Below are 13,210 nucleotides of genomic sequence, written 5' to 3'. Positions count from 1 at the left end.
CACTGCGGAGGCCCGCCGGTTGCCGCACGTCAGCGCGACGCGAGGGCAGTCGGAGTATCGGCGTTCAGCACATAGCCATACAGCCGCTTCTCACCGCACTCCTCACTCTGGATATACACTCCCTGCAGCTCCGGTGAAAAGCCCGGCAGGCGGTTAATTCCCGCTTCCAGCGCCAGAAAGTAGCGCTGCACGGCCCCTCCCCAGCGCTCGCCCGGCACCACGCAGAGCACGCCGGGCGGATAAGGTAATGCGCCCTCTGCGGCGATACGCCCGTCCGCCTCGGCAATCGGCACCAGCTCCACCTCACCGCGAATATACGCCTGATGTGCATCCTGCGGATTCAGCGCCACCGCCGGAAAACCGGATTGACGGAACATCGCCTTTTGCAGATCCTTTACGCCGTAGCGTACGTACAGATCGTGCATCTCCTGGCAGAGCTGACGCAGGGTGTAACCCGTATAGCGCGCGGCGTGCTTGCGCCAGACGCTGGGCAGCACCTCGCTGAGCGGCGTATCCTGCTCAATATGCTGTTCGAACTGCTTCAGCATCGCCACCAGCTGGGCCATTTTTTCCTCGCTCTCCGCCGGAGTGAGCAGAAACAGGATCGAGTTCAGATCGCATTTTTCCGGCACAATACCGTTCTCACGCAGATAGTTAGCCAGGATGGTCGCCGGAATGCCAAATGCACTGTACTCGCCGTTGCCGGCGACAATGCCCGGCGTGGTCAGCAGCAGTTTGCACGGATCAACCAGGTACTGATCGGGGGCATAGCCGGCAAAACCGTGCCAGCGGGCCGCGGGATCAAAGCTAAAATAGCGGCTATCCCCGGCGATCGTGGCGGTCTCTGCCGCCTGCCACGGAGCACCGGCTACCTTATCGGGAATAAACGGTGCGATCATCCGGCACTCGCGTAGAATGGCTTTACGCGCCTCAATGCCCAGCAGCACACAGTCGTGCCACAGTCGGCGTCCGGCCTCGCCATGATGCATTTTGGCGTTAATATCCAGCGCGGCAAACAGCGGATAAAACGGGCTGGTGGAGGCGTGCAGCATAAAGGCATTGTTCAGGCGCTTGTGGGGACAGAAGCGTGCCTGACCGCGTAGGTGGTTGTCCTTTTTGTGGATCTGCGAGGTCTGGGAAAAACCCGCCTGCTGTTTATGTACCGACTGCGTAACAAAAATGCCGGGATCTTCAGGCCCCAAATCGAGCAGCAGCGGCGATCCGGCGGCCATCACCGGGATAAACTGCTCGTACCCTACCCACGCCGAGTCAAACAAAATGTAATCGCACAGGTGGCCTATCGCGTCCAGCACCTTGCGGGCGTTGTATACCGTGCCGTCGTAAGTGCCCAGCTGAATGATCGCCAGCCGGAACGGCCGCTCTGCCTGCGCACGCGCGGGATCCACCGCGGCGATCTGCTGGCGCAGGTAGCTTTCATCAAAGCAGTGCGCATCAATGCCGCCGATAAAACCAAACGGATTGCGCGCCGTTTCAAGATACACCGGCGTCGCGCCGGCCTGCAGCAGCGCTCCGTGGTGGTTCGATTTATGGTTATTGCGGTCAAATAACACCAGATCGCCGCGGGTCAGTAGCGCATTGGTTACCACCTTATTGGCCGCCGAGGTGCCGTTCAGTACAAAGTAGGTCTTATCGGCGTTGAAAACCCGGGCGGCAAACTTCTGCGCATGCTTCGCCGATCCCTCATGAATTAGCAGGTCACCCAGCTTGACGTCGGCGTTACACATGTCTGAACGAAACAGGTTCTCACCATAAAAATCAAAAAACTGCCGGCCCGCCGGATGCTTTTTAAAAAAGGCCCCGCCCTGATGCCCCGGGCAGGCAAAAGTGCTGTTCTGCATCGCCACATAGCGGGTCAGGGTCGAGAAAAACGGCGGCAGCAGCGCCGACTGATACGCCTGCGCCGCCTGCTCCAGCGCCGCCATCCCGGCGGCGTCAGCGGCGATCGGCTGCAGCGCCGCCGGCAGCCCTTCCGGATCCGGCAGCGCCTGATCAATGAGAACAAACAGCGGTAGCGCAAAGCCGCTGCGCTTCAATAGCGCCACCACGCCGCTGCGCGATTCTGCCGGCGTCAGTACCACGGCCGCCACATCGGTAAAGTCGGTGGCATCCGGCGCGACGATCTCACGCGCGGTAGTTAACCGGAGCGCCACGGCGGCGCTGGCGGCAATTTTCAACGAAGTCATAGCACAAATCCCCAGCGGTCAAGGATGAGTGGGTGCCAGAAGGCACGGCGATGGACAAAAACGGGTTTGTCCGGCGAAAGTGTCTGCACGACAGCAACGGCGGCGGTATCCGCCACCGACATCAGTAAAACCACCGCTCGCGCTGCTTTTACTGATGTCGATCGCTGGCCGGACTGGCGTCACCGCAGGATAACGGGGGGACGGACGGTGCGTGAGGCGTCACATCGACGCAGCAGGCAACAGACCGCAGTCTGTCCGGCCTCGGCGTGTGGCAGGATACGGCTCATGATACTCCCTCGCGCAGCAGTGGAAAAAAGTGGCGCAATCATGGCATTTTTTGATTGGTGCTTCAACCGTAAGCATCGGCGCAGGCAGGCCAGTTAAAATCATCAATTTACTGATTACTAATCATATTTTATTTTTTTTGGCGAAATTACAACCTGATAAGAAATGTTAGTTATTCATTTATATTACTTTTCCATGCATTTTCATCTTTAACTTTCTGCCGATCGGTGCTCGGTCGGTCAGTCGCCCTCCAACCTGCCCAACCCCGGAGCTCCTGCCCGTAGCGCAGGCCGGCGCCGCGCCAGAAGAGCCACCCCCGCGGCCGGACGGCCCCCGCGCAGCGTCCCACGCAGCATGATCCCCAGGAAGAAGGAGACAGCAGCGCCGGCTTTTTCGCCAGATTGCAGTGAAAACACGCAACCTGACGGAAAAGACGGCAATCAGCACGCAAAGTCGGGAAAAAATTTGACGCTGCCGCGCGGCTGGTGTTTAATGCGCCCCGTTGCCCGAATAGCTCAGTCGGTAGAGCAGGGGATTGAAAATCCCCGTGTCCCTGGTTCGATTCCGGGTTCGGGCACCACTTTCACTTCTGTGTACGTCTCCCAAAACCCGCAAAAATTAAGTAAAATCAATACTATACATCACTTTCTACTATTAAGAACTCCACTGATTTTGCCCCAACACTCTCTAAATCAGATTGTACCGGGGACTCATTGTATTCAATGAAAATTGAGGCCCCCATAGGGCACTGACAATCCGGCCGGTCGAGACCGCTAAGCCTGTAGAGAAAGACCATAAACTCTCTAACGAACGTGACTTTTTCTCCCGGTGACCACCTCAGGAAAATGATACTGACGTATAAAATACCGTATCGCCGGTAAAAACGTTATCTATCGGTGTTTACCCAGAGATATTCCTGGCTAGCGCGCGTATAAAACGCGACGAAGCGAGAAAAAGTGATTGCCTGTAGAGGTGATCCGAGTGAAAAATTTTGGGAATGGGCATCAAACAGACTGCGGATAAGATAACTGATAAAAAAACCCGCCCGGCAAACTGGGCGGTTCCGTATGACGGAAAAAAACAGTAATCAGAAAATGCACTGCTGAACGTTAGAAATATTCTATCGTGACCACACTTTGACCACTGTGCGTTCCGGGATCTGCAACGCTGGTGATATCAACTGCGCTGCGAATCGGCACAATATTTGAGCCTGCCGCCAGGCTGACTAAGCCCCCGTTACTATTTGGCACATCTAACTGCGCCTGCACGTTCGTTGCCAGCTGAATAACATCAGGACCAAACACAATACGTACCTGAAGCGGCGAAGAGCACATCACCTCCAGATCTTCAAGCTGCTCATTACGGCCACTGCCCACCATTAAAATGCCGTGATCGAAGGTGACGGTTGGCGTGACGGTATCACAGAAGGCATTTCCCGGCGGAACCGCCACGCAGCTGCCGGCAGGTGAACTGGCAGACGACCAGGGGGATAAATTCCTCGGCGACTGAACGTACCCCACGCACTCCGGTGTATTTTGCGCACCATTGTGGCCCACTTGGGTGTATCCGCTGGTTAACTGATAAGCGCGAAGCGCCGCCTCGCCGATCGTCTCGCCCGCAACCACGGTGGCAGTGAGGCTAGCGGAAATATAGTTTACCGTAGGGTTGGAAGATGCATTGGCATAATGGCGATGCGCCAGTCCAATAACCTGGCCGGGAATAGCAGGTCCATCTGTTGACGGGCCCAGGTCAACTAACTCTTGCTGAAAACGGTATGTCAGGTTGGTCGCATTATTAATCGTTGTCGTGATATTGGTGACGACAGGATACATTCCAGCCAATGCTGCGGGCGCGGCGGCGGCAGCTAACATTAAAATAAGGTATTTCATAGTCCCTCCCTGCTTTACCCGCACGGCCTGATGTAAGCAGCGCATGCAAAGCAATGTGTTATTGCAGATTGAATTCGATTTTATTCATTACGGATAGGCCAGGGTAAAGTTTGCCACTGATGAAAAAGTACCACGCCCAATATTTTTCGAACTTATCGCCTGCGGCTCAGCCTGAACATAGGTATAAAAAACCAGATCTGTACTGCCATTATTCAACGTAAATGTTTTCACCGTATTCAGGGGTAATGCCACCCCCTGTGGCGACTCAATACCAATGGCAACACCAGTAGCACCACTGCCTGGTTCGAGGGCAATTAATCCGGCCAGAGCTAAGCTCTCTGTACCGTCAAACTCAACGTCAACGGTATTCGACAGCGCGGTATCACAATTTTCCAGACGAATCGTAAAGGGTTTACTTTGGGTTCGGGTATTGGCGTAAAGATATTTATCAATAATGTCGCCAATATCCAGCGAAATATTTTCTGAACCCGGTGCAACCGAACAGGGCACCTGCACCAGAGTGCCATGAAAATTAAGGTTATCCACCGCTTTAGCTGAGGCGGCAAACAGCATCAGCAATACGATATTTACCCAAAAAAAGGTTCTGTTATTTGACTTCATTGATAGCCTACCAGTAACGTTGCAATAACACTGAAATCGCCTTCCGGCAGCGTTGAGCCCGGGGCTTTTACCGGCACCGCCTGCAGCACCGGCGGGGTGTTCACATCCACGGGAAAGCGGGTATTGAGCTGCAGGTCGCTGCCATTCTGCAGCAGTTTGATGCCAAGGTCGGTGATATTCGTCTGCAGCGCGCTGGCATCAAAAGCGGTGGCAGCACCGCTCACCATCATTGACAGGCTCAGACCAGGCCCGCCGGGTGGGCAGCTAAGCTGATAGTTAACGGGTTGGATATAATTCACACCATCCACTTTCGATACCCCAACCTGCGCACCAAAATCGATATCAATCTGCTGATCGCTGCTGATGGTACAGGAGGGCGGCTCCACCAGCGTTCCCTGAAAGTTTACGGGAACCGTTTCTGCATAAGTGGCGTTCAGCGAAAAGAGCATCAGCATGGTGATGCCTGCGCCCAGCGAATACCCTGGCAAACTATACGTCATCATCATTTCCTGTCAGATAAACTCGACTTCAAGTGTGGCGTTGCCGCTGAATACGCCCCCTGGCAACGCTGCGCTGCTATCTTTTATCAACTCAGCCTGAATAACCGGCAGGTTAGGATAGGTGTAATTAAGCCAGGCGTCCCTGTCCAGCGGCGTACCCGCTCCAGTCAGCATTCTGATCCCCAACCCGTTAACCGTAGTGGCAAAGCTGGCGGCATCGAAACTGGCCCCGGTACCGGTAAAACGCAAGCGCATATCATTCTGCGTATTGTTCATACAGGCCAGCGTAAAGTTAACTGGCTGTTTATAAATGCCGCTATCAACCTGCGTCGTAATAACATTGTTTCCGAAGTCGACCTGAACCGGTGCACCACCATTCAGATCGCACAGCGGAGCCTGAACGGTAACATTGACGGTAATATTTGTTATGGCCGGGACGGGAATACTCATGCAGTACAGCGCGCCGGCGGTCAGCAGCATATAATGCGTCTTCATACCTTCATTCCTTATTCAGCGAAAATGTGAACCTGAATTGACTGCGTAACAGTGCTGACGAGAACAATCGTTCGTCTCTCGATCCTGATAATGCAATCAGGGCGGCGTTAAATACCAAAATGTTATCACTTCGCTGTATTTTTCAGGCTACAGTTGCTGGCACCACAGGAGAATTCAAGCTTCGGACGTCCGCCATAATCGTTAATATAGGTTAACACCGGAGAATTACCCAGCACCGAGCTTGAGGCACCTAAAGCCATACTGCTTTTTGGAGAAATCATGATCGGTTCGAAACCTTCAGCCGTTTTCCCGCCTGCTGTGCTGGTGGCATCAGAAAGCGTGACAAAATAAGGGGTCGGATTATTTACCACATATTTACTCCCTTCACGCGACAGAGTAATTTTTTCCTGCCATGGCGCTGCATTTTTTGCCGGCACTAAGCTTTCAGGGCGGTAGAACATTTTTATACGCGTTTGCAGCGCCAGCTGCAGTACATTCGGCTTATTACTTTTTAGCGGAATTTCACGCAGATTAAAGTAATAGACGCTCTCACGATCCTGCGGCAGCGTGCTCGCAGCAGGCAGTACCTGAATCTTGACCTGACTTTTAGCTTTTGGTTCTACACGCTGTAGCGGCGGCAGCACGACAAAAGGTGACTGGACTTTATTACCTTTATCGTCCTCCAACCAGGCCTGCGCCAGATAGGGTAGTTTTTCATTCTGATTATTAATGGTCATTGAAGCCGATGTCTCATTACCGGTTATAATCAGACGAGTACGATCAAGATTAATTGCACTGAATGCCGATCCGCTTCCGATAAGAGTGATAGCGGCTACTGCAGAAATGAATTTAAACGTGTTCATTTGTTTTTTCTCTTATAAAAAAAGGAATTACTTTTTCTTGGTCTCACAGGGTAAAAGCAGCGTGCTGTCAAAACTGGGTGCAATATTTTCAGGAATGCTGATTTCGCACGTCTGTTTATCGCCCCACTCTACCGCCATGTTATGGCCGGGCTGCGCGCCGGTCAGGTAGGTCAGCCCACTGTCACCTACCAGCCCCACCTTTTGCTGCCTGCTGTTGACGATGGCGGCGCCAAACGGTGGGAAGCTGCCGTCAGCAAGGCGGATCACCGCCATCACTTTCGCCCCGGCGATAACATCAAATTTACGGTAGCCTATTGCCCCTTCCGTTAGCGTGGCCTGAACCACCGAACGGTGCGCCTCAGCGTTATTACCGATCTTATCCAGGTCAATCTGCACAGTATTGCGGTAGTAGCTGTTCACATCCGCAATCACCGCCTTACCAAAGTGGTTGGAGTAAACCGGTGTCCCGTAATTTTTCACCGGCACATCCGGTACGCCAGAGGTATCGACCAGCAGACGGGTACCACCCAACACACCGGCTCTGTGCAGCGCACCGCCTTCAGCGGTCAAGGTTGCTCCCCCCTGAATACTCAGACCCGCAGCCGTGTAACGATTATTATCTACGCTGCCGTTAACGTTGATGCGCGCTGCATCAGCCATGTGGGTGTAGTACCCCCCCACATTAGCACCAGACTGTGAGGCTCCCGTCGTGACCTGATAAAAGTCACCGTTATCGCGTCGGCCATAGTAGCCGACCTGCTGTGCGGTCTCTCCCTGAGTGCGGGATGCACTGTAAGAGACCGTCGAATTCGTTCCCCACGGTACGGAGACGGAGAGATAGATCCCGTCATCCCTGGTCCCCTCAAACAGCGTGCGATAGGCAGAGAGCGACAGACTGACATTTTTAAAACTGCCAATATCAGTAATCTTCGATAACGCCAGGTTGTACCTGTCGTTTTCCGGGCGGTCCCAGTAGGTTTGATGGCTGTAGGTGCCGTACAGGCTTAAACCCGCATCGCGGAACTGCTTATTAAACGTCACGGTATACAGCTCTTTACTGTTGGCAATGGCCTCACCCGTGCGGCGAGCGTTGAGGTATTCTCCCATCGTCAGGTAGTCACGCTCTGAGAAGCGATAGCCGGCGAAGGTCACCTGGCTACTGATCTCGTCAAAGCGCTTGGAGTAACTCATACGGTATGAATTGCCCTGCAACGTATCCTGCGGCAATACAGATCTCGAGTGCGTCACGTCAAACGACACGGCACCAAACATCAGCAGATCGCGCCCCAGGCCGATGGCCACAGACTGGTAATCTCCGCTGCCGATCGCCCCGCCGTAAAGAGACCAGCCGTTGCTGACTCCCCAGGAAAATTCACCCGAGGTAAACAGTGGCCCGTCGGTCTCATGACCCGACTCAGACGGCTTACCGCTGGCGAGTTTATATCTCACCAACCCCGGACGCGTCAGGTAGGGAATACTGGAGGTATCAACGCTAAACGCCTGTACCGTGCCATCCTGCTCTTCCACGCGTACATCCAGAGTTCCCGTCACCGCCTCGCTCAGGTCCTGAATCTGAAACGGACCGGCGGGTACCTGGGTCTCATACAACACCCGGCCCAGCTGACTGATCGTGACGCGCGCATTGGTGCGGGCTATCCCGGCGATCTCTGGCGCATAGCCGCGCAGATTGGGTGGCAGCATATTGTCGTCGGTGCGCAGGCTGGCACCGGTAAAGCGGAAGCTGCTGAAGATATCTGAATAGAAGTAATCTTCCCCCAGCGTCAGCTTAGCGCCCAGGCGTGGAATTGCCCGGTAGGCATAAACACGGCTCCAGTCCCAGCTGTTACGCGTGGGTTCACCGGATCCAGTGCTGTGCTCAGTGCGGCTCTGCCAGTCGGCACGCAGGCGCCATGATTCGAAGTTAGCGCCCACTACACCATTGGTCGTTATCGACTGCTCGTTACGGCCTGATTCACTCTGCCGGATAGTTTGTGCGTTCGCATAATAGTCGGCAAACACACCATTGATTCCTTCATCCCAGCGCGCGGGGGGATCCCAGGAATCGGAGACATACTCCACATAGGCCTGAGGCAGTGAAATACTGAGCGTATCACTGGCAATATCCCCCTCAGCTTCCATACCCGGCAACGCGTCGTAGTTGAGGCATTGATTATTCTCGTCCCAGCTCAGATTCTCCGCATAGTGGGGTTTCAGACCGAGCAGGGGGATCATTTCCGCGGTAATGCAGGCCTGACTGCCACTTTTAGCGGCCTTATTTTCCACAAAGGTCACAGGTTGCTCTGTAAGTTCGTGACCGTTAACCCTCAGCATCAGCGGATAGGTACCGGGAACGATATATCCTTTACGCGAAAACTGACCGAGATCGATATTTTCGCGGTCCTCAACGTCAAGAATATCAGTATTAAACTGAATCTCACCCTCTTCAGAAAACGCAGAGTGGCTAATGGCCAGACTAATCAATATGGTTAAAATAGCCCTCCGCGGGGCCTTAAATTTCGCAATGCGGTTAATCATCGCACAGTTCCCTAGTAATAATTCATACCAAAACGCACTAATGAGCGATAATTTCCGTAAAGAAAATTCTTCCCTTTACTGTTAATGCTTGCAGTGAACTTCAATTCATTAATATTTGAAGATATTCTGCTGTTGTTCAGTATTACGCCAGGCTCTGCTGCATTACCAAACTGATCTTCTATTTTAAAAAAAACGCCGTCTGCCTTCCCCACCGCGCCATAGTTACCAAATACGCCTAACCCGGAAAATTTAATCTGAAAATATTGCGCTTCTGAGGGATTATTGGCATCGTTCAGAGCACACTGTGTGAGGCGGATAATAAATTCCCTACTCACCTTCATCTCTTTATCCAGGTCAGCTTCACTGCGCCCCTTCAACAGATTACGCGGAGAAAGATCAATGACCTGCTCAGCCGAGCCGGCATCGATAGAGCAGGCGCCTTCAGCAATGCTGCCTGTCATACTGACCTGCCCTCTGCCCAGCAGCTCCTCTGCACAGAGCTGCGTGGATAGCAGAGGGAATAACAGCATGACGCGCAGCACTGTGGTAAAAGCATGATTCATGATGCGTCCTCAATTAAGTGTCAGGAATCAGGGTAAAAAAAGGCATGGGGTTAGCCATGCCTTGTTTATTAAGACACGCTGGAGTTACGGGTAAGCCAGGGTGAAGTCAGTCACTGCAGTGAACTGGCCTTCAGTGATGGTTGCCGCAGCACCGCCGCCCTGAACAAAGGCAGAGAACACCAGGTTGGTGTTACCATTCTGGAATGGACGCGGTGCAGTTGGGGTACCCAGTACAATTTTTGCACCAGAACCGTCAGTCAGAACCACGCTCACGCCGCCGCCCGTTCCGGTCACGCCCAGGCTGTCGGCATCATACTGAGAAGGAGAGCCAGTAAAGGTCGCGCTCACGGTGTTCTGGGTCGCTGCATCGCAGTTTTCCAGGCGAATTTCGAAGTTACGCGGAGTTGAGCTACCGCTGTTTTCCAACTGTGAACGGGCGATCTGGCCCAGAGCAACGGTCTGGTCTTCTGAATCCGGGCTCACTGAGCAAGGTGCATCAATGATGGTACCGTTGAAAGTGACACGGCCAGAACCCTGGTCTGCCTGAACTGCTGTTGCAGCACCAAAGGTCAGCAGTGCAGCCATCATGATTTTATTCAATTTCATTTTTAAACTCCTGTAATTACTCAGCCACTTGTTGTTAATTTCATATATGAAATATCGCTGCCAACCAAATTCACATCTCTGCTGTTACGCTAATTAAGCAACAACAAATTCATTTCTCGTGTGCAGGTTATTTCTGAGGCGTATTAAAACATCTGGATGAGGGTGCGAGAATCGGTCAAGCTGTAAAGGGCTGTAGGAACCGGACTACAACACGACAGGAAAATTCATCGTTGATGCCTCTAATTGATCGAATGGAATGTTTAACACAGGCTTTTCAGCTTCTCTCATGGCCAGCGTTAACGTTCATGGTCCTCGTGGTCAGTCCCCTAAAAGCCATGATCGATTTCACTGTCGTGACTGCCAGCGCGTGTTTCAGCTCGATAATGCAGCCCGTAAGCCGGGCGTAACAGCGCAGATCATCGAAATGGCCCTCAACTTCGCGATACCGTCAGAACGTTGAAAACGGGCTTTAACACCATCCAGAATTAAAAAACTCGCTCCGAAGCGAATAATGTCTTCGCCCGTTACTGATGCAGATATGAGGCTTATTTGTGAACTCAATGAGTTATGGTGCCTGCTGGGCAGTAAGTCCAGACAGCGCCGACTCTGTTTCGCCTACGCCACCAAAACAGGCAGTTTACTGGCTTGCACTTTTGGTCGCCGAACCGATGAAACGTGCCGTGCGTTGTTGCTCCTGTTGACGCCGTTCAACATCGGTATGATTACACGCGACGATCGGGGCAGCGATGCCAGAGAAATCCTGAAGAATATGCCCCTGACCGGCAACATCTTTACCCAACGCATTGAGCGCAACAATCTGGCGCTTCGCACCCGGATGACGTGGCTGGCCTGTAAAACGATTTGCTTCTCGCACTCAGTTGAACTTCATAAAAAAGTCATCGGTGCCTTTATCGGAAAAAACATGTTCTACTGACTGGAGACATCACCCTAAATCGCATGAAATATGCAATGAGTATGATAAGAACATTATTGCCAATAATGCATCCTATTAGGATATAAAAAAACAACAAAGTTTTGAAATCGGCTTAGACATCTTTCGCTTACCAGACTAAAAGCAGGAACTTAGTCATTACGACGAAAAAAGGGGTAATGCTGCCAACTTACTGATTTAGCGTATGATGGTGTTTTTGAGGTGATCCTGTGGCTTCCGTCTCTGTCTGTTGTCCCGCCTGCTCCGCGACTGAAGGCGTTGTGCGTAACGGTAAAAGTACTGCCGGACATCAGCGCTATCTCTGCTCCCACTGCCGTAAAACAGGGCAACTACAGTTCACTTACACCGCCTCTCAGCCCGGTACACACCAGAAAATCATTGATATGGCCATGAATGGCGTCGGATGCCGGGCAACCGCCCGCATTATGAGCGTTGGCCTCAACACGATTTTACGGCACTTAAAAAACTCAGGCCGCAGCAGATAACCTCGCGCACACAACCGGGCAGTGACGTCATTGTCTGCGCTGAAATAGACGAACAGTGGGGCTACGTCGGGGCTAAATCACCCCAGCGCTGGCTGTTTTACGCGTATAACAGGATACGCAGGACGGTCGTGGCGCACGTCTTCGGTGAACGCACTATGGCCACACTGGAGCGTCTTCTGAGCCTGCTGTCGCCCTTTGATGTTGTGGTATGAATGACGGATGGCTGGACGCTGTATGAATCACGCCTGAAGGGAGAGCTGCACGTTATCAGCAAACGTTACACGCAGCGCATTGAACGGCATAACCTGAATCTGAGGCAGCATCTGGCAAGGCTGGGAAGGAAGTCACTGTCGTTCTCAAAATCGGTGGAGCTGCATGATAAAGTCATCGGGAATTATCTGAACATAAAACACTATCAGTAAGTTGGAATCATTATCGGCATCGCGATAAATTTAAAAAACAGTGTAGAATGCTCTTAAATAAAGGTACGATGTGCGCTGCCTGGGGCAAGAAAAGGTAAATTATTTATGAGCAGACGACTTAACAGAGACTATCGAACAAAAATCAGAAATATTCCCCGACGCCTGAAAGCGCTTAACCGTTGGGCGGGTACTTTTCACAATCCTGAGCGTGGCATCTTCTCAGAAGATGAGCATTATTGGAATTTCAAAATTCCAGTAGATATTAATATCGTTGAGGGAAAGCACAGCACGCTTAAAATTAAATCAGCGTGTGCGCAAGCTTTGATCAATGCATGTTCAAACCTCATAACGGCCACTGCAGACTTGAATTACGGCCCCCGGATTACCGCTGTCGTATGTCTTCCTGATATGTTTACAAGTGAGGTCTGTCTTTATCGTTCTGAAGAATATTTTCAAAGCTTTATAACTGAAGGTCATTCTGAAAATAGTGCTTCGGCTTTAATCAAAGATCGTAGCCTTGCTGCTGAGTGGGGACTCATGCTTCCGGCTAACATACAGGAAATCGGTATCGCTCTTGAATACTCTGGAAGCGAGGATCCTGATGACTGGTTCACGGGAGAACGCTGGTATTATGGTCAGGTGACTTAAGGAAATCACTTTTACTTGATTAAAAAGCCTTACCTCAAGAGAGAGTGATTTCTTCGAACATGCGCTTCTGGCACATAGCCGACGCTAAGGTCAACCATACACGGTAGTGGCTATGGCCCCCATGACTGGTCATGGCACCCGA

The 13,210-nt window shown here is 52.3% G+C and carries 10 protein-coding genes, 1 tRNA gene and 2 pseudogenes; 4 read left to right on the top strand and 9 right to left on the bottom strand.

Features of this window, described 5'->3' with window-relative positions; all coding sequences use genetic code 11:
• Window positions 1-29: 29 nt before the first annotated feature.
• On the bottom strand, window positions 30-2,204 hold the full coding sequence (locus BS626_RS14755; protein WP_075183143.1) for an ornithine decarboxylase: 2,175 nt from the start codon (window positions 2,202-2,204) through the stop codon (window positions 30-32).
• Window positions 2,205-2,993: 789 nt separating this feature from the next.
• On the opposite strand from BS626_RS14755, the gene BS626_RS14750 reads away from it, so the two are divergent.
• Window positions 2,994-3,069: transfer RNA gene (locus tag BS626_RS14750), tRNA-Phe, on the top strand.
• Between the two features lie 529 nt (window positions 3,070-3,598).
• On the opposite strand, the gene BS626_RS18415 is transcribed toward BS626_RS14750, so the two are convergent.
• The 8 genes from BS626_RS18415 to BS626_RS14710 form a co-directional block, all read right to left on the bottom strand.
• A complete protein-coding gene (locus tag BS626_RS18415; protein WP_139308841.1) occupies window positions 3,599-4,378 on the bottom strand; it encodes a hypothetical protein in 780 nt (259 codons plus the stop codon).
• A gap of 87 nt (window positions 4,379-4,465) precedes the next feature.
• Window positions 4,466-4,999, bottom strand: a complete 534-nt coding sequence (locus tag BS626_RS14740) for a fimbrial protein (protein WP_075183141.1) — start codon at window positions 4,997-4,999, stop codon at window positions 4,466-4,468.
• Window positions 4,996-5,499, bottom strand: coding sequence for a fimbrial protein (locus BS626_RS14735; protein ID WP_075183140.1), 504 nt, complete (start codon window positions 5,497-5,499; stop codon window positions 4,996-4,998). The genes BS626_RS14740 and BS626_RS14735 overlap by 4 nt, the downstream gene beginning before the upstream one ends.
• 12 nt (window positions 5,500-5,511) lie before the next feature.
• A complete protein-coding gene (locus BS626_RS14730) occupies window positions 5,512-5,979 on the bottom strand; it encodes a fimbrial protein (RefSeq protein ID WP_170870472.1) in 468 nt (155 codons plus the stop codon).
• 140 nt (window positions 5,980-6,119) lie between these two features.
• A complete protein-coding gene (locus BS626_RS14725) occupies window positions 6,120-6,857 on the bottom strand; it encodes a fimbria/pilus periplasmic chaperone (RefSeq protein WP_075183138.1) in 738 nt (245 codons plus the stop codon).
• A 27-nt stretch (window positions 6,858-6,884) separates the two neighbouring features.
• Window positions 6,885-9,392: an outer membrane usher protein gene (locus BS626_RS14720; protein ID WP_075183137.1), complete on the bottom strand. Its 2,508-nt coding sequence runs from the start codon at window positions 9,390-9,392 to the stop codon at window positions 6,885-6,887.
• Window positions 9,393-9,403: 11 nt separating this feature from the next.
• Window positions 9,404-9,955: a fimbrial protein gene (locus tag BS626_RS14715; RefSeq protein ID WP_075183136.1), complete on the bottom strand. Its 552-nt coding sequence runs from the start codon at window positions 9,953-9,955 to the stop codon at window positions 9,404-9,406.
• Between the two features lie 84 nt (window positions 9,956-10,039).
• Window positions 10,040-10,561, bottom strand: coding sequence for a fimbrial protein (locus tag BS626_RS14710; protein WP_075183135.1), 522 nt, complete (start codon window positions 10,559-10,561; stop codon window positions 10,040-10,042).
• Between the two features lie 286 nt (window positions 10,562-10,847).
• On the opposite strand from BS626_RS14710, the pseudogene BS626_RS18145 reads away from it, so the two are divergent.
• The 3 genes and pseudogenes from BS626_RS18145 to BS626_RS14685 all read left to right on the top strand — a co-directional run bounded on the left by BS626_RS18145 (window position 10,848) and on the right by BS626_RS14685 (window position 13,068).
• Window positions 10,848-11,495, top strand: a pseudogene (locus tag BS626_RS18145) (IS1 family transposase).
• A gap of 227 nt (window positions 11,496-11,722) precedes the next feature.
• A pseudogene (locus tag BS626_RS14690) lies at window positions 11,723-12,420 on the top strand (IS1 family transposase).
• Between the two features lie 105 nt (window positions 12,421-12,525).
• Window positions 12,526-13,068 (top strand): DUF3916 domain-containing protein, encoded by a 543-nt coding sequence (locus BS626_RS14685; RefSeq protein ID WP_075183132.1) that lies wholly within the window; start codon window positions 12,526-12,528, stop codon window positions 13,066-13,068.
• The last annotated feature ends 142 nt before the right edge of the window (window positions 13,069-13,210 follow it).

It is taken from the genome of Pantoea sp. 1.19, from assembly GCF_001922585.1.
Classification (GTDB): Bacteria; Pseudomonadota; Gammaproteobacteria; order Enterobacterales; family Enterobacteriaceae; genus 1-19.
The sequence above is the reverse complement of the archived record's forward strand: the minus strand, read 5'-3'. Positions and strand labels throughout refer to the sequence as shown.

Bases quoted from the DNA above. Each gene is read 5' to 3' on its own strand.
- BS626_RS14755 (WP_075183143.1), bottom strand. From the start codon at position 2,204: ATGACTTCGTTGAAAATTGCCGCCAGCGCCGCCGTGGCGCTCCGGTTA.
- BS626_RS18415 (WP_139308841.1), bottom strand. From the start codon at position 4,378: ATGAAATACCTTATTTTAATGTTAGCTGCCGCCGCCGCGCCCGCAGCA.
- BS626_RS14740 (WP_075183141.1), bottom strand. From the start codon at position 4,999: ATGAAGTCAAATAACAGAACCTTTTTTTGGGTAAATATCGTATTGCTG.
- BS626_RS14735 (WP_075183140.1), bottom strand. From the start codon at position 5,499: ATGACGTATAGTTTGCCAGGGTATTCGCTGGGCGCAGGCATCACCATG.
- BS626_RS14730 (WP_170870472.1), bottom strand. From the start codon at position 5,979: ATGCTGCTGACCGCCGGCGCGCTGTACTGCATGAGTATTCCCGTCCCG.
- BS626_RS14725 (WP_075183138.1), bottom strand. From the start codon at position 6,857: ATGAACACGTTTAAATTCATTTCTGCAGTAGCCGCTATCACTCTTATC.
- BS626_RS14720 (WP_075183137.1), bottom strand. From the start codon at position 9,392: ATGATTAACCGCATTGCGAAATTTAAGGCCCCGCGGAGGGCTATTTTA.
- BS626_RS14715 (WP_075183136.1), bottom strand. From the start codon at position 9,955: ATGAATCATGCTTTTACCACAGTGCTGCGCGTCATGCTGTTATTCCCT.
- BS626_RS14710 (WP_075183135.1), bottom strand. From the start codon at position 10,561: ATGAAATTGAATAAAATCATGATGGCTGCACTGCTGACCTTTGGTGCT.
- BS626_RS14685 (WP_075183132.1), top strand. From the start codon at position 12,526: ATGAGCAGACGACTTAACAGAGACTATCGAACAAAAATCAGAAATATT.